The 23,455-nt window shown below is 70.6% G+C and carries 24 protein-coding genes; 16 read left to right on the forward strand and 8 right to left on the reverse strand.

Annotation, left to right across the window (positions count from 1 at the left end; genetic code table 11):
- Window positions 1-229: 229 nt before the first annotated feature.
- A complete protein-coding gene (locus tag ACF07V_RS12385) occupies window positions 230-1,630 on the reverse strand; it encodes a hypothetical protein (protein ID WP_392153563.1) in 1,401 nt (466 codons plus the stop codon).
- A gap of 98 nt (window positions 1,631-1,728) precedes the next feature.
- Here ACF07V_RS12385 and ACF07V_RS12390 point away from each other — a divergent pair, with 98 nt between their 5' ends.
- Entirely contained in the window at window positions 1,729-3,111 is a 1,383-nt protein-coding gene (locus ACF07V_RS12390) for an FAD-binding oxidoreductase (RefSeq protein ID WP_392153564.1), read from the forward strand.
- Window positions 3,112-3,122: 11 nt separating this feature from the next.
- Here ACF07V_RS12390 and ACF07V_RS12395 read toward each other — a convergent pair whose 3' ends face one another.
- The gene (locus tag ACF07V_RS12395; protein ID WP_392153565.1) at window positions 3,123-3,614 is read right to left on the reverse strand and encodes an SsgA family sporulation/cell division regulator; all 492 of its coding nucleotides are present in this window, start codon (window positions 3,612-3,614) and stop codon (window positions 3,123-3,125) included.
- A 405-nt stretch (window positions 3,615-4,019) separates the two neighbouring features.
- On the opposite strand from ACF07V_RS12395, the gene ACF07V_RS12400 reads away from it, so the two are divergent.
- Together ACF07V_RS12400 and ACF07V_RS12405 are read left to right on the forward strand one after the other, a co-directional pair.
- Window positions 4,020-5,462, forward strand: coding sequence for an RDD family protein (locus tag ACF07V_RS12400; RefSeq protein ID WP_392153566.1), 1,443 nt, complete (start codon window positions 4,020-4,022; stop codon window positions 5,460-5,462).
- Window positions 5,463-5,594: 132 nt separating this feature from the next.
- Entirely contained in the window at window positions 5,595-6,359 is a 765-nt protein-coding gene (locus ACF07V_RS12405; protein WP_392153567.1) for an RDD family protein, read from the forward strand.
- Window positions 6,360-6,458: 99 nt separating this feature from the next.
- Here ACF07V_RS12405 and ACF07V_RS12410 read toward each other — a convergent pair whose 3' ends face one another.
- Entirely contained in the window at window positions 6,459-6,716 is a 258-nt protein-coding gene (locus ACF07V_RS12410; protein WP_392153568.1) for a hypothetical protein, read from the reverse strand.
- Between the two features lie 328 nt (window positions 6,717-7,044).
- On the opposite strand from ACF07V_RS12410, the gene ACF07V_RS12415 reads away from it, so the two are divergent.
- Both ACF07V_RS12415 and ACF07V_RS12420 read left to right on the forward strand, forming a co-directional pair.
- Window positions 7,045-9,456, forward strand: coding sequence for an immune inhibitor A domain-containing protein (locus ACF07V_RS12415; RefSeq protein WP_392153570.1), 2,412 nt, complete (start codon window positions 7,045-7,047; stop codon window positions 9,454-9,456).
- A 122-nt stretch (window positions 9,457-9,578) separates the two neighbouring features.
- Window positions 9,579-9,890: a hypothetical protein gene (locus ACF07V_RS12420; protein ID WP_392153572.1), complete on the forward strand. Its 312-nt coding sequence runs from the start codon at window positions 9,579-9,581 to the stop codon at window positions 9,888-9,890.
- A gap of 67 nt (window positions 9,891-9,957) precedes the next feature.
- Here the strand turns inward: ACF07V_RS12420 and ACF07V_RS12425 are convergent, their stop codons facing one another.
- Together ACF07V_RS12425 and ACF07V_RS12430 are read right to left on the reverse strand one after the other, a co-directional pair.
- Window positions 9,958-10,557: an isochorismatase family protein gene (locus tag ACF07V_RS12425; protein ID WP_392153574.1), complete on the reverse strand. Its 600-nt coding sequence runs from the start codon at window positions 10,555-10,557 to the stop codon at window positions 9,958-9,960.
- Between the two features lie 97 nt (window positions 10,558-10,654).
- Entirely contained in the window at window positions 10,655-11,983 is a 1,329-nt protein-coding gene (locus ACF07V_RS12430) for a nicotinate phosphoribosyltransferase (protein WP_392153575.1), read from the reverse strand.
- Between the two features lie 114 nt (window positions 11,984-12,097).
- Here ACF07V_RS12430 and clpS point away from each other — a divergent pair, with 114 nt between their 5' ends.
- The 7 genes from clpS to ACF07V_RS12465 all read left to right on the forward strand — a co-directional run bounded on the left by clpS (window position 12,098) and on the right by ACF07V_RS12465 (window position 16,849).
- The gene (gene clpS / locus ACF07V_RS12435) at window positions 12,098-12,403 is read left to right on the forward strand and encodes an ATP-dependent Clp protease adapter ClpS (RefSeq protein WP_041129438.1); all 306 of its coding nucleotides are present in this window, start codon (window positions 12,098-12,100) and stop codon (window positions 12,401-12,403) included.
- A complete protein-coding gene (locus ACF07V_RS12440; protein ID WP_392153577.1) occupies window positions 12,403-12,987 on the forward strand; it encodes a DUF2017 domain-containing protein in 585 nt (194 codons plus the stop codon). Before clpS ends, ACF07V_RS12440 begins: the two co-directional genes overlap by 1 nt.
- Before the next feature lie 321 nt (window positions 12,988-13,308).
- A complete protein-coding gene (locus ACF07V_RS12445) occupies window positions 13,309-14,745 on the forward strand; it encodes an amino acid permease (RefSeq protein ID WP_392153579.1) in 1,437 nt (478 codons plus the stop codon).
- 76 nt (window positions 14,746-14,821) lie between these two features.
- Window positions 14,822-15,247 (forward strand): Mov34/MPN/PAD-1 family protein, encoded by a 426-nt coding sequence (locus tag ACF07V_RS12450; protein WP_392153580.1) that lies wholly within the window; start codon window positions 14,822-14,824, stop codon window positions 15,245-15,247.
- 147 nt (window positions 15,248-15,394) lie between these two features.
- The gene (locus ACF07V_RS12455; RefSeq protein ID WP_312882985.1) at window positions 15,395-15,523 is read left to right on the forward strand and encodes a putative leader peptide; all 129 of its coding nucleotides are present in this window, start codon (window positions 15,395-15,397) and stop codon (window positions 15,521-15,523) included.
- A 91-nt stretch (window positions 15,524-15,614) separates the two neighbouring features.
- Window positions 15,615-15,893 (forward strand): MoaD/ThiS family protein, encoded by a 279-nt coding sequence (locus ACF07V_RS12460; protein WP_392153582.1) that lies wholly within the window; start codon window positions 15,615-15,617, stop codon window positions 15,891-15,893.
- Window positions 15,894-15,898: 5 nt separating this feature from the next.
- Window positions 15,899-16,849 (forward strand): PLP-dependent cysteine synthase family protein, encoded by a 951-nt coding sequence (locus tag ACF07V_RS12465; protein ID WP_392153584.1) that lies wholly within the window; start codon window positions 15,899-15,901, stop codon window positions 16,847-16,849.
- A 181-nt stretch (window positions 16,850-17,030) separates the two neighbouring features.
- Here ACF07V_RS12465 and ACF07V_RS12470 read toward each other — a convergent pair whose 3' ends face one another.
- Window positions 17,031-17,531, reverse strand: a complete 501-nt coding sequence (locus ACF07V_RS12470; RefSeq protein ID WP_392153586.1) for a type II toxin-antitoxin system PemK/MazF family toxin — start codon at window positions 17,529-17,531, stop codon at window positions 17,031-17,033.
- A gap of 202 nt (window positions 17,532-17,733) precedes the next feature.
- Between ACF07V_RS12470 and ACF07V_RS12475 the strand changes: the two genes are divergently transcribed.
- The gene (locus tag ACF07V_RS12475; RefSeq protein WP_392153587.1) at window positions 17,734-18,489 is read left to right on the forward strand and encodes an MBL fold metallo-hydrolase; all 756 of its coding nucleotides are present in this window, start codon (window positions 17,734-17,736) and stop codon (window positions 18,487-18,489) included.
- A 144-nt stretch (window positions 18,490-18,633) separates the two neighbouring features.
- On the opposite strand, the gene ACF07V_RS12480 is transcribed toward ACF07V_RS12475, so the two are convergent.
- Window positions 18,634-19,899: a PTS transporter subunit EIIC gene (locus tag ACF07V_RS12480; RefSeq protein ID WP_189805268.1), complete on the reverse strand. Its 1,266-nt coding sequence runs from the start codon at window positions 19,897-19,899 to the stop codon at window positions 18,634-18,636.
- A 288-nt stretch (window positions 19,900-20,187) separates the two neighbouring features.
- Window positions 20,188-21,495 carry a PTS transporter subunit EIIC gene (locus tag ACF07V_RS12485; RefSeq protein ID WP_392153588.1) on the reverse strand — a complete coding sequence of 436 codons (1,308 nt, stop codon included), beginning with the start codon at window positions 21,493-21,495 and terminating at the stop codon, window positions 20,188-20,190.
- 214 nt (window positions 21,496-21,709) lie between these two features.
- On the opposite strand from ACF07V_RS12485, the gene ACF07V_RS12490 reads away from it, so the two are divergent.
- From ACF07V_RS12490 to ACF07V_RS12500, 3 genes are all read left to right on the forward strand, one after another.
- A complete protein-coding gene (locus ACF07V_RS12490) occupies window positions 21,710-21,943 on the forward strand; it encodes a glucose PTS transporter subunit EIIB (RefSeq protein WP_041129428.1) in 234 nt (77 codons plus the stop codon).
- A gap of 306 nt (window positions 21,944-22,249) precedes the next feature.
- Window positions 22,250-22,981: a ribonuclease PH gene (gene rph, locus ACF07V_RS12495; RefSeq protein WP_392153590.1), complete on the forward strand. Its 732-nt coding sequence runs from the start codon at window positions 22,250-22,252 to the stop codon at window positions 22,979-22,981.
- A 91-nt stretch (window positions 22,982-23,072) separates the two neighbouring features.
- Window positions 23,073-23,453 (forward strand): hypothetical protein, encoded by a 381-nt coding sequence (locus ACF07V_RS12500; protein ID WP_392153592.1) that lies wholly within the window; start codon window positions 23,073-23,075, stop codon window positions 23,451-23,453.
- Window positions 23,454-23,455: the final 2 nt, after the last annotated feature.

The following is a 23,455-nucleotide window of genomic DNA, read 5'->3' on the forward strand; positions in this document are numbered from 1 at the left end:
TCCAGGCGCGGAACGCGGAGGCGCCGCTGAAGGGCGCCGTCCCGTGTGCCCACCCTCCCCCAAGCTCTCGGCTCCGCTCGAGCAGGGGGGACCCCCATCGCCCTGCGGGACGATTGCCCACACGGGGGTGGGCGGGCGCACCGCCCAGCCGGGCGCACCGCCCAGCCGGGCGTAGGGCCCGCATGGGGCTGGGGTCCCGGCCCACGCGGGGGTTGGGCCGGGGCGCGGCCTACCTCCGGGGCGCCTTCGTGGGCCTCGCGAGAGCCTCCGCGCGCAGCTCCGCCGGGAGTTCGTCCGAGAGCTCGCCCAGCGCCGCCAGGGACGATTCCGCCCGCCGCGCGTGCAGCGGCGAGAACTCCGGGTTGATCCGCAGCGCCTCCTCCAGGTGCCGCCGGGCCGGGCCCCGCTGGTCCAGGGATCGTTCGATCTCGCCCCGGTGGTAGAGGAACAGCGCGCTGCGAAGCCCCTCCTCCGTGGCCCGTTTCGCGTACCCCAACGCCTCCTTCGTCGCGCCCGAGCGGTACAGCGCCCAGCCCAGCGCGTCCGCCGCCCGTACCGAACGGTGGCCCCGCGCCCACTCCGCACGCATCCGGACGGCCGCGGCCGCCGGGTCGCCGTGGTCCGCCTCCAGGAGCCCGAGCGGCACCTCCGCCCCCGCCCACGAGCCCGCCCGCAGCCGCTCGTACAGCGCCCGCGCTTCCGCGTCCCGGCCCAGCGACTCGTACAGTTCGCCCGCCTCCAGGAGGTACTCCGGCAGCGGCAGCCGGGCCAGGGCCGCCTGCCAGGCGGGCAGCGCCTCCTCGGTGCGGCCGAGGGCCGCGAGGGCCCGGGCCCGGCCGGCGAGCGAGGGCCCGTGGTCCCGTACGAGCCGCAGCGCCGCCCCGTACTGCCCGAGCGCCTCCTCCGGCTCGCCCCGCTCCCACGCCAGGTCCCCGAGCCGCGCGAGGGCCGCCGTCTTCTCCGCGTCCGTCTCCGCGAGGACCACCGCGTCGAGGGCCGCCGCGTCCGCGTCCTCCCGCCAGCCCCGGTCGCGGTAGGTCAGCGCGGCCCTGCCCCGTACCATCGCGCCCGCGTGGAGCCCTTCCAGGCTCTCCATAGCCTTCTGGGCCGCCTTGTACTCCCCGAGCCCGTTGTACGCGTCGATCAGGACCGGATAGGCGGGCCAGCGGCGCGGGTCGGCCTTCCGCACCCGCTCGCCCCACTCCTTCGCCGTCCTCCAGTCGCCCCGCGCCCCCGCGAGCGCCCCGACCCCCAGCTGGGCCTCCAGATTGCCGCTCGCGGCGGGCCGTTCGGCGAGCGAGCGCCGCAGCGCCCGCTCGGCCCGCGGATAGTCCCGCACGTCTCCGAGCCGGCCGCCCCGCTCCGTGTACGCCGCGCCCAGCTCCGCCCAGGACGCCTCGTCGTCGGGATGGTCCCGCAGCCACTTCTCCCGGTCGGCGATCAGCGCGGCCAGGTCCGGCAGCGAGGCCTGCGCGCCCGCGTGGGCCGCGATCACCGCCCGCTCCGCCGGCCCGGGCGGGGGAGGCGGGCCCTGCCCCGCGAACTCGGGGACGTACAGCAGCGCCGTCGCCGCGAGCACCGCGCCCACCCCGGCCGCCAGGACCGTCCTCGACACGTTCTCGGTCTTCATGGCGCTCACTGTGCGCCCGTGTCCGCCTGTACGAAGACCACACGAAGCGCCCGCTCCGGCGGGTTCACACCGATGGCGGCGGGTGCCAGGCTGGACGCATGGACGATCTTCAGCGGAACGACCTCGTGGCGCGGCTGCGCGCCGGGCTCCCCGACGACACGGTCCTCACCGACCCGGACGTCACCGCCTCCTACGCGCGCGACATGGCGAGTTTCTGCGCGGCCGGCACCCCCGCGGCCGTCGTGCTCCCGCGCACCGTCGAGGAGGTCCAGCACGTTCTGCGCACCGCGACCGAACTCCGCGTCCCCGTCGTCCCGCAGGGTGCCCGCACGGGCCTGTCAGGCGGCGCCAACGCCTCCGACGGCTGCATCGTGCTCTCCCTCGTCAAGATGGACCGCATCCTGGAGATCAACCCGGTCGACCGGATCGCCGTCGTCGAACCGGGCGTCGTCAACGCCGTGCTGTCCCGCGCAGTCGCCGAACACGGCCTGTACTACCCGCCGGACCCCTCCAGCTGGGAGACCTGCACCATCGGCGGGAACATCGGCACCGCCTCCGGAGGCCTGTGCTGCGTCAAGTACGGGGTCACCGCCGAGTATGTGCTCGGTCTCGATGTCGTCCTCGCCGACGGGCGGCTTCTGCGCACCGGCCGGCGCACCGCCAAGGGCGTCGCCGGATACGACCTGACCCGGCTCTTCGTCGGCTCCGAGGGCAGTCTCGGCATCGTCGTCGGGGCCGTCCTCGCGCTCAAGCCGCAGCCCCCGGCGCAGCTCGCGCTCGCCGCCGAGTTCCCCTCCGCGGCCGCCGCCTGCGAGGCCGTATGCGCGATCATGGAGCGCGGCCATACCCCTTCGCTGCTCGAACTCATGGACCGCACCACCGTCCAGGCGGTCAACAAGCTGGCGCGCATGGGTCTGCCCAACACCACCGAGGCGCTGCTCCTGTGCGCCTTCGACACCCCGGACCCGGCCGCCGACCTGGCCGCCGTCGGGGAGCTGTGCGCGGCGGCGGGTGCCACCGAGGTCGTCCCGGCCGCGGACGTCGCCGAGTCCGAACTCCTCCTCCAGGCGCGCCGGCTGTCCCTCACCGCCCTGGAGACGATCAAGTCCGCGACGATGATCGACGACGTGTGCGTGCCGCGGACCCGGCTCGCCGAGATGCTCGACGGCACGGCGGCGATCGCGGAGAAGTACCACCTGACCATCGGCGTATGCGCGCACGCCGGCGACGGCAACACCCATCCCGTCGTCTGCTTCGACCACACCGACGAGGACGAGTCGCGGCGGGCGCGGGAGTCCTTCGACGAGATCATGGCGCTCGGGCTCTCCCTCGGCGGCACGATCACCGGCGAGCACGGCGTGGGCGTCCTCAAGAAGGAGTGGCTGGCACGGGAGCTGGGACCGGTCGGTCTCGAACTCCAGCGGGGCATCAAGGCCACCTTCGACCCGCTGGGGCTGCTCAACCCCGGAAAGCTGTTCTGAACGAGCCGGGTTCACAGCTCGCCGTCCTGGGACTCGTCCGACGGCCACGGGTCGCGCAGCCACAGCTCGTCGGTGACCACGGTGGTCGCCAGGATCTCCGCGAGCCCCGCGTCGATGCCGAGCCGCTCGGACTCGGTGCCCGGCGGCACGGCGCGCAGGGTCCGCTCCAGCCACGCGGACACCTGCGCGGACGGGGCTTCGAGCAGCGCGTCGCCGTCGGGGGAGGAGAGCGCCATGAGGATGACGCTGCGGCCGTCGACCTTCGTGGGCCAGATGCGGACGTCCCCGTGGCCGCAGGCCCGGAAGACGCCCTCGACGAGCAGCTCGCGCGCGAAGGTCCAGTTGACCGGGTGGTCGGTGCCGACGTGGAAGGTCATGTGGACGGCGTACGGGTCGTCGGTCCGGTAGGCGAGCCGGGCGGGGACGGGGACGGAGCGCTCGGGGGAGAGCACCAGCTTCAGTTCCAGCTCGCGCTCGACGGTGGTGTTGTCGGTGTTCTGCATGGTCCTGCTCCTTCTCGCGGGCGGGCCCCGTGCGGGCCTTCACCTGGAGAGAGCGGGGTGGTTGCGGTTCATTACGCGACTTCGGGAAGTTTTTTCGGGAAGTTTTTTCGGTAGGTCTTCGGGCGGGACGGAAGGCGGGACGGAAGGCGGGGCGGAAGGCGGGGCGGAAGGCGGGGCGGAAGGCGGGACGGCGGCCGGGACGGCGGGCCGGAGAGTGGCCGGGATCCACCGGCCCGAACATCACCGGGAGTGATCGATTCCGGTATGTGTCCCCCCGAAGGCGGGCTTTCTCGCGGGCTCCTTGTCCCCTCGGGGACGTTCTTCGTTACTGTCCTCCTTGGGCGCGGCACGCCCGGCGCGCGGCCGTGCGGATCAAAGGCGTTGTGACTGAACGGAGTCGGGGCAGTGGCTACTCCTCCTGGAGGCGGCGGAGAGGTTCCGCAGGCGGGGTACTACCCGGACCCGTCCATTCCCGGATACATCCGGTACTGGAACGGGGGCGCGTGGGTGCCCGGCACGAGCCGGCCCGCCCCCGCGGACGGCGAGGTTCCGTCCGGTCCGCCCGCCTCGGCGATCCCGGCCGGCCCGATCCTCGCCTCCAGCCCGGCCCCCGCCCCGGCCCCGGTGGCCGCACCGGCGCGGTCCGCCGAGCCGGCACAGGCACAGTCCCCGGCACCGGCGCAGCCCGCCGCGCCCGTTCAGGCCGCCGCACCCGTCCAGGCCGCCGCGCCCGCTCAGGCCGCCCCGCACGTGCCCGCCCAGGCGCAGGCCCCCGCACCCGCCCCCGTACCCACGGTGGAGGAGACCGGGCCAATGTTCCTCGACGAGGAACCGCTCGCGCCCGAGCCCGCGTCGGCCTGGCAGGCGGACGCCTTCCGCCAGACCGGCTTCGGCGGCGACCTCGACCAGAAGGTCTCCTGGGGCGCCGCGCCCCGGACGCCCGACCCGCGCACCCCGGCCGAGTGGCCGGTCGCCGGCGGGAGCGAGCCGGAAGAGACGCGGGCCCCGGTCGCGGACCCCCGGGCCACCGGGGGAGCGGCACGCCTCGGCGGCATGCCCGTCACCCCGATCCCGACGCCCTCCCCGACACCCCGGCCCACGCCCCAGCCCAAGGCGCGGCCCCTGCAGTCCGGGGCCGCCGCGGCGCCGGCCCCGGCCCCCGCTCCCACCCCGGCCCCCGCGCCCGCCCCCGCTCCCACCCCGGCCCCCGCGCCCGTCCAGGCTTCCGCCCCCGCTCCCGTACAGTCCACGCCCTCCTGGGCCCAGCAGCCCCAGCCCCAGGCTCAGCCCCAGGAGCAGCAGCCCGTCGTCCCGTGGAAGCCGCCCGTCGAGGACGTGTTCCAGGCGGCCGCACGCGCTCAGGCCGCCGCGCGCCCCGCCGGGCTCGGCAGGCGCCTGCTCGCCCGGCTGATCGACAGCGTCGTCCTGGGCGCGCTGGTCGGCGCGGCCTCCGTGCCCTTCGTGACGGCGGCCGTCGACCACATCGAGGGCAAGATCGAGGCGGCCCGGCAGTCCGGCACCACCGTCCAGGTCTGGCTGCTCGACGCGACGACCTCCGTCCAGTTCGGCATCGCGCTCGCCTCGCTGTTCGTCATCGGCGTCCTGTACGAGGCGCTGCCCACCGCCAAGTGGGGCCGCACGCTGGGCAAGAAGCTGTGCGGGATCGAGGTGCGGGACATCGAGGCGCACGAGCCGCCGACCTTCGGCAAGGCGCTCCGCCGGTGGCTCGTCTACAGCGTCCTGGGGCTCCTGGCCGTCGGTGTCCTCAATGTCCTGTGGTGCCTCTTCGACCGCCCCTGGCGGCAGTGCTGGCACGACAAGGCGGCCCGTACGTTCGTCGCGCGCTGAGGGAGCGTCGGGGAGCGTCGGGGAGCGGCGGGGGAGTCCGCGGGGAGTCCCTGGGGAGTGCCGGGGGCGCGTCGTCCCCCGAACGGGCGGTGATTCCTTGCGGGGCCGTCACGGCCGGGATGCACTGCCCCCATGAGCACCGACCAGCCGCCGCCCGGCCAGCCGCCCGAGGACGACCCGTTCAGCAAGAGGCCCCCGGAGCCGCCGCCGGAAGGGCCGCCGCCGTCGGAGCCGCCCCCGGAAGGGCCGCCGCCGTCGGAGCCGCCCCCGGGAGGCCCGCCCCCGGGAGGCCCGCCCCCGGGTGGGCCTACGGGGAGCCCGTACGGATCCCCGTACGGCTCTCCGTACGACAACCTGCCCCCGCCCCCGCCCCCGTACGGCGGTTACGGCGGTGGTTACGGAGGGACCGATCCGCTCTCCGGGATGCCGCCGCTCGCGGAGACCGGACGGCGGGTCCTCGCGCGGCTCGTCGACTGGGTGATCATCGCGGTGCCGCTGGCGATCATCGGCATCCCGTTCGACATCTACGACCGGGCGACCCGGAACGGCGACGGCTTCGACAACACGGTCAACAGCCTCAACGGCGGCAGCCAACTGGTCTTCCAGCTCATCACGATCGTCGCCTACGTGGCGTACGACACCGTGCTGACGGCCAAGAACGGCCAGACGCTCGGCAAGAGGCTGATGAAGCTGCGGGTCGCGATGCTCAACGACGGCACGACGCCCCCCATGAGCCAGTCGCTGCTGCGGGCCGTCGTGCTCTGGCTGCCCGCGCTGATCTGCTGCGCCTGCCTGTGGCCGCTGCTGCTGCTGATCCTGATCATGGTCGACAAGCCGTACAAGCAGGGTCTGCACGACAAGGCGGCGAAGACAGTGGTGGTGAGCGTCCCCCAGTGAGGCGTCCCCCCAGTGAGGCGTCCCCCAGTGAGGCGTCCTCAGTGAGGCGTCCTCAGTGAGGCTTCCTCATGAGGCGTCCTCGGCAATACGGACGAAGCGTCACGAACCGATCCGGGTATCGGCCCCCGCGCCCACGCGCTGGGCGGGCACCCGGATCTCTTCGTTCGCCGGGGTATTGACGGGCCGCTCGCGCACCGGCATCGTCACCGCCACGAGGGCGCCGAGCAGCAGGCCGGCGGTGCAGATCACCGCGATGCCCAGGGTCGTCGTCGTACCGGAGAGCAACAGCAGGGCGACGGTCGCGAGGACGACGGTGGCCGAACCGTAGGTGAGCTGTGCGGCGTTCGGACGCTGCATGACGGGTACCGCCCCTCGAGACTTCGGTTCGACTCTACGACGGTGGATGCCCGGGCGGTGTGACAGGTAAGCGTGACCTTACCCACGGCGCTGTTGCACAGGGGGCGCACGGGGGCACGAAACCGTCAATCTTCCTTCACCGCGCGCCCGCTGGATGTTCGATTATCGGAAACTCAGTCCTGCATAGTGCAGTTGACCCGTGCAAGTCAAGATCTGTCTTTTCTCGCCCCACTCCGGTCGAATGTCGTCACTTGTGACGCGCGACCCCCGCCGGACGGACACCCCACCTTCGGTCCGAGGGCGAGGGCGCCGGGGAGGACAACATCAAGTGACCAACAGACGACGGGCGATCAGAGCGTCCGCAGTCGTCGTGGCGCTCGCGGCCACCGCCGCCACCGCCTCGACCTTCACCACCGCCTGGGCCGAGAACAACGGCAACGTAGCGCCGGCCGCGGGCATCCAGACCGTCGACAAGACGACGGTCGACCACGACCTGCCGGGTCCCTACAGCGAGCAGCAGGAGCAGCAGCGCAAGGCTGCCCTGGAGCAGGTGCTGAACGGCGAGGCCACGGTCCAGAACCGGGGTGGCTCCAAGGTCGTCAAGCTCGACAACAAGAAGTACGTCGAGCTCGGCCGCGAGAAGACCGACAAGATCTTCACGATCCTCGTCGAGTTCGGCGACCAGGTGGACAACACCACCCTGGTCGACCGTGACGACGACGACACGACCGAGCTGAAGCCGAAGTACGGCGGCGAGCCCGGCCCGCTGCACAACGCGATAGCCCAGCCGGACCGTGCGAACGACAACTCCACGGCCTGGCAGGCGGATTACAACCAGCAGCACTTCCAGGACCTCTACTTCGGCACCGGCAAGGACGCCGCCGGCAAGCCGAAGCAGTCCCTGAAGACCTTCTACGAGAAGACCTCGTCCGGCCGGTACTCGGTCGACGGCACCGTCTCCGACTGGGTCAAGGTCCCGTACAACGAGGCCCGCTACGGCTCGAACTGGTGCGGCGACCACAACTGCAACAACGTCTGGGACACCGTCCGGGACGGCCTCACCGCCTGGGTCGCCGACCAGAAGGCCAAGGGCAAGACCGACGCCCAGATCAAGGCCCAGCTGGCCGAGTACGACCAGTGGGACCGCTACGACTTCGACGGCGACGGCAACTTCAACGAGCCCGACGGCTACATCGACCACTTCCAGCTCGTGCACGCGGGCGAGGACGAGTCGGCCGGCGGCGGCGCCGAGGGCAAGAACGCCCTGTGGGCCCACCGCTGGTACGCCTACGGCACCGACGCGGGCAAGACCGGCCCGTCGAACAACAAGGCCGGCGGCGCCCCGATCGGTGACACCGGCATGTGGGTCGGCGACTACACGATGCAGCCGGAGAACGGCGGCCTCGGCGTCTTCGCCCACGAGTACGGCCACGACCTCGGTCTGCCGGACCACTACGACACCTCGGGCGGCGAGAACTCCACGGGGTTCTGGACCCTCATGTCGTCCGGTTCCTGGCTCGGCCAGGGCAAGGACTCCATCGGAGACCTGCCCGGCGACATGTCCGCCTGGGACAAGCTCCAGCTCGGCTGGCTGAACTACGCCAAGGTCAGCGACTGGCAGCGCTCCACCAAGACCACCCACAAGCTGGGCGTCTCGGAGTACAACACCAAGAACCCGCAGGCGCTCGTCGTCGAGCTGCCGAAGAAGCAGGTCACCACGGACATCGTGGCCCCCGCCGAGGGTGCCACCCAGTGGTGGAGCAACATGGGTGACGACCTCAAGAACACCCTCACCCGCTCCGTCGACCTGACGGGCAAGTCCTCGGCCTCCCTGGACCTCCAGGGCTGGTGGGACATCGAGAAGGACTACGACTTCCTCTACGCCGAGGTGTCCACGGACGGCGGTGCCAACTGGACCGCCCTCGACGGCACCGCCGACGGCAAGGCCCTGCCGCGCGACGCGAGCGGCGCTCCGGCGCTGACCGACGTCTCCGGCGCGTACAAGAAGCTCTCGTACTCCCTCGACGCCTACGCGGGCAAGAAGTTCGACCTCCGCTTCCGCTACCAGACGGACGGCGGCGCGGGCGGCAAGGGCTTCACGGCCGACGCCATCGCGGTGACCGCGGACGGTGCCTCCGTCTTCGCGGACGGCGCCGAGAACGGTGACAACGGCTGGGTCGCCAAGGGCTTCTCGCGTGTCGGCAAGGGCTTCACGAAGGAGTACGAGCAGTACTACATCGCGGAGAACCGCCAGTACGTCTCGTACGACAAGACCCTCAAGGTCGGCCCGTACAACTTCGGTTTCACGGGTGACAAGGCCGGCTGGGTCGAGCACTACCCGTACCAGAACGGTCTGCTCATCTGGAAGTGGGACCTGTCCCAGAAGGACAACAACACCTCCAAGCACCCGGGTGTGGGTCGGGTCCTCCCGATCGACGCGCACCCGAGCCCGCTGAAGTGGTCCGACGGCTCGCTGATGCGCAACCGCATCCAGGCCTACGACTCGCCGTTCAGCATCTCCCGCACGGACGGCTTCCAGCTGCACCTCAAGGACGTCGCCACGTGGGTCCCGTCGCAGGCCGGCAACCCGACCTTCGACGACCGCAAGGGCGTCTACTGGTTCGCCGAGAACCCGCGCGCCGGTGTCCAGGTAACTGACACCAACACCAAGATCCAGGTCGTCAAGGAGCCGAAGGATGGCCAGACGATCACGGTTCAGGTCGGTCCCTCGACCAAGTAATTGGTAAAACCGCAGGTCAGATCATGATCGGCCGTCGCCCTCTAGCGGGCGGCGGCCGATCGTGTTTAGGTGCGTCTGACGCAGTTCTTATTGACATCTGATCCACGGGGGAGTGGTTCCGCATGCCCAACGGAGGGTTCTGCAAGCTGCCGGGAGGCAGTGTGGTCGTCGCCATAGGGCTTCCCAGCCCGGCCCGCGACGGCGCCACCGTCCGCTTCCTCGTCCACGCCGCCAACCGCGCCCGCGCCCTGACCCGGCTGCGGAACCTGGGGCTCCGGGCGGTCTACCTCCGCGGCAACTCCGAGCCGCCGACCCCGGACGAGATCACCGCGGTCCTGCACCACCCGGACGGCCTGCTGTGGAGATCCACACCGGGCGCCGCCCAGGAGCTCTGGCACCCCGTACGCTCCCTCCCGAAGGAGCCGGCGGCGTAGGGGGTCCCGCCGGCCGGACCGGGCCCGCGGCGCCCCGCCGCCCAGGGCCCGTCCGGCGGATCAGGGCCTAGGCGACCACGGGCTTGCCCGTCAGCTCCACGCCCGCCGTCCGGAGCTCCTCCAGCGCCCGGTCCGTGGTCTCCTTGGCCACACCGGCCGTGAGGTCGAGCAGGACATGGGTCCGGAAGCCCTCCCGGGCCGCGTCCAGGGCCGTGGCCCTGACGCAGTGGTCGGTGGCGATGCCGACCACGTCGACCTCGGTGACGTCCCGCTCGCGCAGCCACTGCGCGAGCGTCAGACCGTTCTCGTCGAACCCCTCGAAGCCGCTGTACGCCGCGGCGTACGCGCCCTTGTCGAAGACGGCGTCGATCGCCCCGCTGGCGACGGCGGGCGCGAAGTTCGGGTGGAAGCCGACGCCCTCCGTGCCGGCCACGCAGTGCACCGGCCAGGAGGACACGTAGTCCGGCTGCTCCCCGGCCGGGGCGAAGTGCTCGCCCGGGTCGACGTGGTGGTCGCGGGTGGCGACGACGTGCCGGTAGGAGGTGCCCGCCGTCTGGCCGACCAGGTCGGTGATGGCGGCGGCGACGTCCGCACCACCGGTCACCGCGAGGCTGCCGCCCTCGCAGAAGTCGTTCTGAACGTCCACAACGATCAATGCGCGGTGCATGGCGGGTGTCCTTAGCGCGTCGGAAGGGAGGGTTCGAGCCTAGAGACTTCCCCCTCCGTTCGGGAGGGGGCGGCCCCGAGGACTGCTACATGGACGGCTACGCGTACTCCGTCGGCAGGACCGGCTCGCCCCGCGACAGCTGGATCGCGGACATCGGCAGCCCCGCGCGGGCCGCGATGTGCCGCGCCCTGGCGGCCTCCAGCGGCTCCCGGGCCACCACGTCGCCGCCCTTGACCAGCTCGACGAGCAGCTGGTGACCGGCGAGCTCCGGCGGGACCGGGCCGGTGCCCACGACCTCCGCCTCGGCGACCCCGTCCGCGTCGGGCCGGCGGGCCGCCCACTTGCGGCCGCCGACCGAGGCCTTGCCGCCGAGCGACTTCTTGGCGACCGGCACCAGGGGCGCCTTCGGGTCGGCAGAGGCGGCCCGGGCGACCAGCTTGTAGACCATGGAGCAGGTCGGGTGGCCGCTGCCGGTGACCAGCTGCGTGCCCACCCCGTACGCGTCGACCGGGGCCGCCGCGAGCGAGGCGATGGCGTACTCGTCGAGGTCCGAGGTGACCACGATCTTCGTGTCCCGGGCGCCCAGCTCGTCGAGCTGCGCCCGCACCCGGTGCGCGACGAGCAGCAGGTCGCCGGAGTCGATCCGTACGGCCCCGAGCTCGGGCCCGGCGACCTCGACGGCGGTACGGACGGCCTCGGCCACGTCGTAGGTGTCGACGAGCAGGGTCGTGCCGCGTCCGAGGGTCTCCACCTGGGCCCGGAACGCGTCCCGCTCGCTGTCGTGGAGCAGGGTGAAGGCGTGGGCGGAGGTGCCGACGGTCGGGATGCCGTAGCGGAAGCCGGCCGCGAGGTCCGAGGTGGCCTCGAAGCCGCCGACGTAGGCGGCCCGTGAGGCGGCGACGGCCGCCAGCTCGTGGGTGCGGCGGGCGCCCATCTCGATGAGGCGCCGCCCGCCGGCCGCGGCCGACATGCGGGAGGCGGCGGCGGCGATGGCCGAGTCGTGGTTGAGGATCGAGAGGATCACGGTCTCCAGGAGCACGCACTCCGCGAAGGAGCCCTCGACGCGCAGCACGGGGGAGCCGGGGAAGTACACCTCGCCCTCGGGGTAGCCCCAGATGTCGCCGGAGAAGCGGTAGCGGGCCAGCCATTCCAGGGTCGGCTCGTCGACGATGGCGCGTTCCCGGAGGAAGCCCAGGACGGCGGGGTCGAAGCGGAAGTTCTCGACGGCGTCCAGGACCCGGCCGATGCCCGCGAGGACGCCGTAGCGCCGCCCCTCGGGCAGCCTCCGGGTGAAGACCTCGAAGACGGAGCGCCGGTCGGCGGTGCCGGCCCGCAGGGCCGCCTGGAGCATGGTCAGCTCGTACTGATCGGTGAAGAGCGCGGTCGACGGCACGTCCACCGGCAGCCCAAGGTCCGCAGCGTTCATGTCAGCGATGCTAGCGCAGAAATCGTCAGAGTGACGAATAGTGGCCCCGAACAGTGGGTCCTTCCGGGTGCCCCGTTTGCGCGACGGGCCCCCAGGGGTGACAACATGGTGTGAGTGAGCGTCGCGCCTATTGAGATCGAACGTACGGAATCGGCCGAGGAGGTCTCCGCGGTCGTCGAACCCGACGTGCCCTGGGTGACCCTCGTGCACAACGATCCGGTCAACCTGATGAGCTACGTGGAGTACGTCTTCCAGTCGTACTTCGGATACTCCAAGGACAAGGCGCACAAGCTGATGCTCGACGTGCACAACAAGGGCCGCGCGGTGGTCTCCAGCGGCACCCGCGAGGAGATGGAACGGGACGTGCAGGCGATGCACGGCTACGGCCTGTGGGCGACCCTCTCCCAGGACCGCTTCTGATGGCCGGCAACTTCGAAGCCCTTCCCGGCGGCGGCGCGGCCGTCGCGCTCGACGACGTCGAGATCTCCATCCTCCGCTCCCTCGCCGTCCAGCTCATGGAGCTGATCGGGCCGGGCGACGAGCCCGCCGCGGACGCGGACCCGCTGGCCGCGCTCTTCGCCGAGGGGCCGAGCGAGCCCCCGTCCGACCCCGCCCTCCGGCGCCTCTTCCCCGACGCGTACGGGGACGACAGCGAGGAGCTGCGGGCGGCCGCCTCCGACTTCCGCCGCTACACCGAGAACGACCTGCGCGCCCGCAAGCGCGAGGACGCCCTCGTGGTCGTCCGCGCCCTGGACTCCCTGTCCGCCGAGGCGGCGGGGGAGGGCGGCGCGGTCCTGAAGCTCACTCCGGAGGACTCCCGGGCCTGGCTCGGCGCGCTCAACGACCTCCGGCTCACCATCGGGACCCGTCTGGAGATCACGGACGACGAGGAGAGCGAGCAGCTGTACCGGCTGCCGGACTCCGATCCGCGCAAGCCGATGGTGATGGCATACCTCTGGCTGGGGGCGCTCCAGGAGTCCCTCGTCGCGACCCTGATGGTCTGACCGGCCGGCCGTTCACGCCCTGTTCGCTCAGCGGACGCTCAAATCCGGATAACGAATGCGTTATCAGAGCGTCCGCTTGGTCATCTTGAATGTCTTTTGTCCGTATTTTTTTGTGGCGTGCGCCACACAAAACTCCGTCGATCACCCCCCGCCCCGTGATAAATCTTCACGACCACTCGGGCAACGCCACCCCTGTTCCCGAGGGCGCTTGGGCCGGCTGACCGCCGGTAGCACTCCATCCACATCCGGGGGGATCAGGATCTGATCCGCAGCAGACGCACTCGCAGTCGCGCGGATCAGCATGGAGAAAGGCGCACCACCATGACCTCAGTGCAGGTCGACAAGCAGCACGACGGCAATGAGGCCGCGGACTCCGCCTCCGGCGAGGGTTACCACCGGGCACTCGGCGCCCGGCAGATCCAGATGATCGCGATCGGCGGTGCCATCGGCACCGGACTCTTCCTCGGGGCGGGCAAGGGCATCTCCATCGCGGGACCCAGCCTGATCCTCGCGTACGCGGTCGCGGGCCTCGTCATCTTCTTCATCATGCGGGCGCTCGGCGAGCTCCTCATGTACCGCCCGGTGTCGGGCTCCTTCTCCGAGTACGCCCGCGAGTTCATCGGCCCGTTCGCGGGCTTCGCGACCGGCTGGACGTACTGGCTCTTCTGGGTCGTCACCGGCATCACCGAGGTCACCGCAGCGGCGACCTACATGACGTACTGGTGGGACATCCCACAGTGGCTCTCCGCCCTCGTCTTCACCGTGATCCTCTACGCCGCCAACCTGATCTCCGTGAAGCTCTTCGGTGAGCTGGAGTTCTGGTTCTCCATGGTCAAGGTCACCGCGATCGTCGGCATGATCCTGATCTGCGCCGGCATCCTCACCCTCGGCTTCTCCGACGCCGGTGCCACCGCCTCCGTCACCCACCTGTGGGACCTCGGCGGCTTCTTCGCCGGTGACGACGGCATCTTCTCCACCCTGATGACCCTCCAGATGGTCATGTTCGCCTTCCTCGCGGTGGAGCTCGTCGGCGTGACGGCGGGCGAGTCGAAGGACCCGAAGACGGTCCTGCCGAAGGCGATCAACACCGTGCCGTGGCGCATCGCCGTCTTCTACGTCGGCGCGCTGATCATGATCCTGTCGGTCGTCCCGTGGACCGCCTTCAAGCCGGGCGTCAGCCCCTTCGTCGAGGCGTTCGAGCGGATGGGCCTCGGCATCGGCGCCGCCATCGTCAACTTCGTCGTCCTGACGGCGGCCCTGTCCTCCTGCAACTCGGGCATGTACTCCACCGGCCGCATGCTGCGCGACCTCGCGCTCAACGGCCAGGGCCCGAAGGTCTTCACCAGGCTCACGAAGTCCGGCACCCCGCTGGTCGGCACCACCGTCTCCGCCGCCCTCATGATGGTCGGCGTCTGGATCAACTACCAGTGGCCCGGCGAGGCGTTCAACTACGTCGTCTCCTTCGCCACCATCTCCGGCATGTGGGCCTGGATCGTCATCCTGATCTGCCAGATCCGCTACCGCGTCAAGGCCGACCGCGGCGAGCTGCCGCAGTCCTCCTTCAAGGCCCCGGGCGGCATCTGGTTCAGCGTCTTCTCGCTCGCCTTCATCGGCATGGTGATCGTGACGATGGGCATGGACAAGGACAACCGCGTCGCGCTCTACGGCGCACCGGTCTGGGGCCTGATCCTCGCGGTCTCCTACCTGGTCCTCAAGGCCCGCAACCCGCAGGGCGCGGCCTTCGCCAAGCGCTCCTGACCTGCTCGGTCTCACCATTCGGGCCGTTCCGTACCATCCACCGGTACGGAACGGCCCGTCTGCTTATCCTGTCGGCATGCTGACCATCACCCGGGCCCTGTACGACCAGATCGTGGCGCACTCCCGCGCGGACCACCCCGACGAGGCCTGCGGCGTCGTCGCCGGCCCGGTCGGCAGCGGCCGGCCCGAGCGGTTCATCCCGATGTTGAACGCCGCCCGCTCGCCCACCTTCTACGAGTTCGACTCCTCGGACCTGCTCAAGCTCTACCGCGACATGGACGACCGGGACGAGGAGCCCGTCATCGTCTACCACTCGCACACCGCGACCGAGGCCTACCCGTCCCGCACGGACATCTCGTACGCCAACGAGCCGCAGGCCCACTACGTCCTCGTCTCCACCGCCGACGCCGACGGCGCCGGCCCCTTCCAGTTCCGCTCCTTCTCGATCGTCGAGGGCGTGGTGACCGAGGAAGAGGTCAAGGTCGTCGAGGCGTACGAGTAGACCCACCGGGGGCGACCGTTCCGCTCGCGCGGGACGGTCGCCCGCCACCAGGCGGTCTGCCCGCCGAAGTCCGCCAGTCGGTCAGGAACCATCCGGCATGTGAGATCACATTCCGAAACCCGGACCGGGAATCGATACGATGAGCCCATGGTTTCCCACGACGTGAGCGAAGAGACTCCGAGCACCACCCTGCTCGTGGCACGCCTGCACGTCGACCTGTGCCGCCTCGCCAGCGCGATCTGTACCTCACGCTGTACCGCACGCGCTGCGCTCTGAGCGACCGGCCGAGCGCCCTCACCGTACGACCCCCTCCGCGCGGGGCCACAGAAGCGCGCCCATCACGCCACTTCCGACAGGAGCCCACGCCATGGCCATCGAGGTCCGCATCCCGACCATCCTCCGCACCTACACCGACGGCGAGAAGGCCGTCGCGGGCAGCGGCGCGACCCTCGCCGAGCTCTTCGCCGACCTGGAGACCCGCCACAACGGGATCGAGGCCCGCATCGTCGACGACGGCAAGCTCCGCCGCTTCGTCAACGTCTACCTCAACGACGAGGACGTCCGCTTCCTCGACGGCATCGACACCAAGCTCACCGACGGCGACAGCGTCACGATCCTGCCGGCCGTCGCCGGCGGCATGGTCTGATCCACATGCGCTACGACTCCTCGCTGGCCGCCGTCGGCAACACGCCGCTGGTCCGCCTCCCCCGGCTCTCGCCCTCGGACGACGTCCGCATCTGGGCGAAGCTGGAGGACCGCAACCCCACCGGCTCGGTCAAGGACCGCCCCGCGCTCCACATGATCGAGCAGGCGGAGAAGGACGGCCGCCTCACCCCCGGCTGCACCATCCTGGAGCCGACCAGCGGCAACACCGGCATCTCCCTCGCCATGGCCGCCAAGCTCAAGGGCTACCGCATCGTCTGCGTCATGCCCGAGAACACCAGCCAGGAGCGCCGCCAGCTGCTCGCCATGTGGGGCGCCGAGATCATCTCGTCCCCCGCGGCCGGCGGCTCGAACACGGCGGTACGCGTCGCCAAGGAGCTCTCCGCCGAGAACCCCTCCTGGGTGATGCTCTACCAGTACGGCAACCCCGACAACGCCGGTGCGCACTACGCCACCACCGGCCCGGAGATCCTCGCCGACCTCCCCTCCATCACCCACTTCGTGGCCGGCCTCGGCACCACCGGGACCCTGATGGGCGTGGGCCGCTACCTGCGCGAGCACAAGCCCGACGTCAAGATCGTCGCCGCCGAGCCGCGCTACGACGACCTCGTCTACGGCCTGCGCAACCTCGACGAGGGCTTCGTCCCCGAGCTGTACGACGCCTCCGTCCTCACCACCCGCTTCTCCGTCGGCTCCGCCGACGCGGTCACCCGCACCCGCGAACTCCTCCAGCAGGAGGGCATCTTCGCGGGCGTCTCCACCGGCGCCGCGCTCCACGCGGCCATCGGCGTCGGCAACAAGGCCCTCAAGGCGGGCGAGACCGCCGACATCGCCTTCGTGGTGGCCGACGGCGGCTGGAAGTACCTCTCGACGGGCCTCTACACGGCCAAGACGACGGAGGAAGCGATCGAAGCGGTCCAGGGCCAGCTCTGGGCGTAGGAGCGGGCGCGGGCAATCGCCCCGCCCCACCCCCGTGTGGGCAGGCGTCCCGCAGGGCGATGGGGGTCCCCCCTGCTCGAGCGGAGCCGAGAGCTTGGGGGAGGGTGGGCACACGGGACGGCGCCCCTTGCCGGGCCTAGGCTTCCGGGCCTGAACCCGCACCTGAAGAGCCCGCACCGCGCTACCGCGCGAGATGGCGGACCTGGTCCCACACGACCGGGTCCGCCATTCCCACTCTCCGGCGGAACTCCCACACCGGCACGTCCCGAAGCTCGTCCGTCTCCAGGAAGCTCGGCCGCCCCTGCGCGTCACCCACCGAACCCGGCGGCAGCGCGATGACCCCCGGCCGCTCGTCGTGGTACTTGCTGGTGATCTTGGCGACGAGCGCGCTGTCCCCCCGTACCACGAGCACCAGACACGGCCGGTCCTTCGACCCGGGCCCGTCCTCGTACGGCACGTCGGCCCACCAGATCTCACCCGCCCGCGGCACCCGCTTCGGTACCCGCTCCGGCACCCGGCCGCGCGGCGCGGGACGGGCCGGCGGCCGGGTCCGGCCCGCGGGCCCACGCTTCGACCGCTTCCACCCTCCCCCGGACCTCGTCCGGGGGGACCCCCAGGCGAGCGCCACCACCAGCGCGATCACCACGACCGCGACCAGCGCGGGCCACCACGACGTGTCCATACCTCAAGAAGGTACCGGTGCGCGTCCCACCCCGCCGCCGCGCCCCGCCATCCATCCGAACCGGTGACAGAGCCCGTGAGTTCGCCCACAACGGGCCACCACGAAGGAGCGGCGGGCCCGGGTGCGCCGTACGCTCGACTGACCGCACAGCCTCCCCTCCCTCAGCGCGTTTCCCGCACCCGTCCACGGAGGTTCACGCTCCATGAAGCTCACCGTCGTCGGCTGCTCGGGGTCGTTCCCGTCCGCGGACTCGGCCTGTTCGAGCTACCTCGTCGAGGCCGACGGCTTCCGGCTGCTCCTCGACATGGGCAACGGCGCCCTGGGCGAGCTGCAGCGACACATCGGTCTGTACGACCTCGACGCGATCTTCCTCAGCCATCTGCACGCGGACCACTGCATCGACATGTGCGGGTACTTCGTCGCCCGCTACTACCGGCACGAGGGCGGACGCTGCGACGCGATCCCCGTGTACGCCCCCGAGGGCGCCGAGCAGCGCCTGACCACGGCCTACGCGGACACGCCCTCGCCGTCCTCGATGAGCGAGGTCTTCGACTTCCGCACGCTGAAGTCCGGCGGCAGCTTCGAGATCGGCCCGTTCTCCGTCCGTACGGAGAAGGTGTGCCACCCGGTCGAGGCGTACGGCATCCGGGTCGAGCACGGCGGCCGTTCGCTCACGTACTCCGGGGACACCGGGGTCTGCGACGCGCTGCACGGCCTCGCCGACGGCACCGACCTCTTCCTCTGCGAGGCCTCCTTCACCCACGGCAAGGAGGACGTCCCGGACCTCCACCTCAACGGCCGGGAGGCCGGCGCGCACGCGACGCGGGCGGGGGTGGGCCGCCTGGTGCTCACCCACATCCCGCCGTGGACGGACGGCGAGCGGAACCTGGCGGACGCGCGTGAGGTGTACAAGGGCCCGTCGGAGCTGGCGCGGCCGGGAGCGGTGTACGAGATCTGAGTTCTCGTACGCACGACCCGTACGCACGACCCGTACGCACGACTCGTACGCACGACCCGTACGGACAACTCGTCCGCAGAACGGGGAAGGCCCCGGAACCTGAAGCCAGGTTCCGGGGCCTTCCCCTTGGTACGGGCGAGGGGCTCACGCCTTGGTGAGGTCCTCGATCTCCTCCTCGGGCTCGCGGCCCGGGGTGGGGAGGTTGAACTTGGTGATCGCGAAGCGGAAGACGACGTAGTAGATCGCCGCGAAGACGAGACCGATCGGGATGATCAGCCACGGCTTGGTCGCGAGGTTCCAGTTGAGCAGGTAGTCGATGCCGCCCGCGGAGAAGGTGAAGCCCGCGTGGACGCCGAAGGCCCAGGTGACGGCCATGGAGACGGCGGTCAGGACCGCGTGGATCGCGTACAGGACCGGCGCGATGAACATGAACGTGAACTCGATCGGCTCGGTGATACCCGTGACGAAGGAGGTCAGCGCGAGGGAGACCATCATGCCCATGACGGCCTTGCGGCGCTCGGGGCGGGCGGCGTGGGCGATGGCGATCGCGGCGGCCGGGAGGCCGAACATCATGATCGGGAAGAAGCCCGACATGAAGATTCCGGCGCTCGGGTCACCGGCGAAGAAGCGGTTGAGGTCACCGTGGACGACCTCGCCGGCGGCGTTGGTGAAGTCACCGATCTGGAACCAGGAGACGGTGTTCACGAACTGGTGCATGCCGACCGGGATCAGCGCGCGGTTGATGAGACCGAAGAGACCGGCGCCACCGGCACCCAGGCCGGTCATCCACTCGCCGAAGCTGGAGATGCCCTCACCGATCGGCTCCCAGACCAGGCCGAAGACGACGCCGACGGCGGTGCCGACGAAGGCCATGATGATCGGGACGAGACGGCGGCCGTTGAAGAAGCCGAGCCAGTCGACGAGCTTGGTGCGGTGGAACCGCTGCCACAGGACGGCCGAGAGCAGACCCATCAGGATGCCGCCGAGGACGCCCGGGTTGTTGTACGTCGCGGCGACGTCGACACCCTTGTTGGCGGTCGTGTTGACGACGGCCTCGGTGATGGGGAAGGCCTTCAGCACGTTGCTGTAGACCAGGAAGCCGACGAGCGCGGCCAGGGCGGTGGAGCCGTCCGCCTTCTTGGCGAAGCCGATGGCGACGCCGATGCAGAAGAGCAGGGGCAGGTTGTCGAAGACCGCGCCACCGGCGGTGGCGAAGACCGACGCGACCTTGTCCCAGCCGAGACCGTCCTTGCCGAAGACGTCAGGCTGGCCGAGACGGAGCAAGATACCCGCGGCCGGCAGCACGGCGATCGGCAGCTGCAGGCTGCGACCGACCTTCTGCAGGCCCTGGAACAGGCCGGATCCGCGCTTCTTCGCGGGAGCGGCGGCCTGGGCGGTGGCCGTACTCATCAACTTCCTCCAGTAAGGCAAGGCGCCGCCATGACAGTGAACACGGGGGGAGGCGACGTCTCGTGGAACGCGGTGGTCTGGACCGCGTGGTCTACACCAATGAGTGGTGTAGACCAGTTGTAGCACGTGAGACTTAGATAAGGAACCTGCGAATTTTGTGTACTCAGCCATAGCCGGAGATGCACGACAAAAGGCCCCCGGACGGTCAGGTCCGGGGGCCTTTGACGGGCCTTACGAGGGGGTCGAAAGCCCCGAAAACGGGGCGGGCTTCAGCGCGTGATCGCGGGGCTACTTGACGTTGTCGCGCTCGATCTCCTCCTCGATCTCGTCCGGCTCGCGGCCGGGCGTCTGGAGGTTGAACTTGGTGATCGCGAACCGGAAGATCGCGTAGTACACGACCGCGAACCCGAGCCCGATCGGAATGATCAGCCACGGTTTCGTCGCGAGGTTCCAGTTGATCACGTAGTCGATCAGGCCGGCCGAGAAGCTGAAGCCGTCCTTCACGCCGAGCGCCCAGGTCAGCGCCATCGAGACACCGGTCAGGAGCGCGTGGATCACGTAGAGCAGCGGCGCGACGAAAAGGAACGAGTACTCGATCGGCTCGGTGATGCCCGTGACGAACGAGGTCAGGGCGACCGAGAGCATCATGCCGCCGACCGCCTTGCGGCGGTGCGGCTTCGCGGAGTGGGTGATCGCGAGCGCGGCCGCCGGCAGGGCGAACATCATGATCGGGAAGAAGCCGGTCAGGAACTGACCGGCGTCCGGGTCGCCCGCGAGGAACATCGGGATGTCGCCGTGGACCACCGTGCCGTCCGGCTTCGTGTACGTGCCGAACTGGAACCAGATGGGCACGTTCAGGAACTGGTGCAGGCCGATGACGAGGAGCGCGCGGTTCGCGAGGCCGAAGATGCCCGAACCCCAGGCGCCGAGTCCGACCAGCCAGTCGCTGAAGTTCTCCAGGCCGTCGCCGATCGGCGGCCAGACCCACAGGCAGATCGAGGCGAACGCGATCGCCACGAACGTCATGATGATCGGCACGAGCCGGCGGCCGTTGAAGAAGCCCAGCCAGTCGACCAGCTTCGTCCGGTGGTACCGCTGCCAGAACCAGGCCGCCATCAGACCCATGACGATGCCGCCGAAGACACCGGGGTTCTGGTACGTGTACCCGCTGAAGACCTGCTCGGGCGAGAGGCAGCCGCCGTTGACGTCCACCGTGCCCGACGGGCAGTCCTTCGGGAACTGGCGCAGCACGTTGTAGTAGACGAGGAAGCCGACCACGGCCGCCAGTGCGGTCGAACCGTCCGCCTTCTTGGCCATGCCGATCGCGACACCGATGCAGAACAGCAGGGGAAGGCCGAGACTGCCGTCGAGCAGCGCACCGCCCGCGCCCGCCATCACCTTCGCGACGTTGTCCCAGCCCAGACCCTCGGCACCGAAGACGTCCGGCTGTCCGAGCCGGTTGATGATGCCGGCGGCCGGGAGGACGGCGATGGGGAGCTGGAGGCTGCGGCCCATCTTCTGGAGGCCCTGGAAGAGGCCGCCCCAGGACAGGGACTTCTTGGGTGTGGGTGCGGCCGCAGCCCTGTCGGCACTCATCGGCGTCCTCCCTCCCCGGAACAAGCCGGGTCCGCATCTCGTTGCAGACTGGTGTAGACCAGTTGCGATAGGCTCCCGGGAGCCCGCTGGGGACAGGCCGCCGGTGATCGTCATCATTCGGCAGAACGGCCGCACTCGCTCGCGAAGTTGGGCCAACCGTGGGTTACCGTGACAACGCGGACCGTCGGTACGCAGAACGGACAGGGAGAAACACATGGCCAGCAAGGCTGAGAAGATCGTCGCCGGGCTCGGCGGCATCGACAACATCGAAGAGGTCGAAGGCTGCATCACCCGCCTGCGCACCGAGGTCGTGGACCCCGCCCTCGTCGACGAGGCCGCCCTGAAGGCCGCCGGCGCCCACGGCGTCGTGAAGATGGGTACCGCCATCCAGGTCGTCATCGGTACCGACGCCGACCCGATCGCCGCGGAGATCGAAGACCTGATGTGAGTCACCGGCTCTGAGCCACTGGCGCGCATCGACGAGGGCCCGTTCCGGCAGGGGAACGGGCCCTCCGTCATGCCCGGCGCCGGCAGGGGAGCGGGCCCTCCGTCATGCCCGGAGCTGACGGGGAGCGGGCCTTCCCTCATGGCCGACGCCGGCGGGGAGCGGGCCCTCCGTCATGCCCGGCGCCGGCGGGGATGCGGGCCTTCCCTCATGGCCGGCGCCGGCAGGGAGCGGGCCTCCCCTCATGCCCGGCGCCGGCGGGGAAGCGGGCCCTCCGTCATGCCCGGCACATCCCGATAGGCTCGTCCCATGTCTCGCATCGACGGCCGTACCCCCGAACAGCTCCGCCCCGTCACCATCGAACGCGGCTGGAGCAAGCACGCCGAGGGCTCCGTCCTCATCTCCTTCGGCGACACCAAGGTCTTCTGCACCGCCTCCGTCACCGAAGGCGTCCCGCGCTGGCGCAAGGGCAGCGGCGAGGGCTGGGTCACCGGTGAGTACTCCATGCTCCCGCGCGCCACCAACACCCGCGGCGACCGCGAATCCGTCCGCGGCAAGATCGGCGGCCGCACCCACGAGATCTCCCGCCTCATCGGCCGCTCCCTGCGCGCCGTCATCGACTACAAGGCCCTCGGCGAGAACACCGTCGTCCTCGACTGCGACGTCCTCCAGGCCGACGGCGGGACGCGGACCGCGGCCATCACCGGTGCGTACGTGGCACTGGCGGACGCGGTGGCCTGGGCCCAGGGCAAGAAGCTGGTGAAGGCCGGCCGCAAGCCCCTCACCGGCACCATCGCCGCCGTCTCCGTCGGCATCGTCGACGGCGTCCCCCTCCTCGACCTCTGTTACGAGGAGGACGTCCGCGCCGACACCGACATGAACGTCGTCTGCACCGGCGACGGCCGCTTCGTCGAGGTCCAGGGCACCGCCGAGGCCGAGCCCTTCGACCGCAAGGAGCTCAACGCCCTCCTCGACCTGGCCTCCGGCGGCTGCGCCGAACTGGCGGAGATCCAGCGCAAGGCCCTCGAAGGAACCCTCTGACGGTCGGCTGCGTCCTGACGGGCGGGCGCGCGGATAGGCTCCGTGGGCCCGCCCGTCCGCATGTCCGTCATTACCTGGGGGAGAACCCGCCTTGAAGCGCCGCATAGCACTCACCGTGGCCACGGCCGCCGCGCTCACCACCGTCCTGAGCGGCTGCGGAGCCATCGACACGGCCATGGACTGCGTCAAGACCGCCGACGCGATCGCCACGTCCGTGCAGAACCTCCAGCAGGCGGTGTCGAACGCGTCCAACGACGTGACGCAGATCGAGGAGTCCCTGAACTCGATCTCCACCGAACTGGGCAACCTCAAGAACACGACGGACAACGCCGACCTCTCCAAGGCGGTCGACGACCTCACCAAGGGCGTGGACTCGGTCCGCACGGCGGTCAAGAACGGCGACACGACCCCGGACATCACGCCGATCACGGACGCGGCCGGCGAGGTGGCCAAGGTCTGCACCCCGGGATAATC

This window comes from Streptomyces sp. NPDC015661 (assembly GCF_043077765.1).
GTDB lineage: Bacteria > Actinomycetota > Actinomycetes > Streptomycetales > Streptomycetaceae > Streptomyces.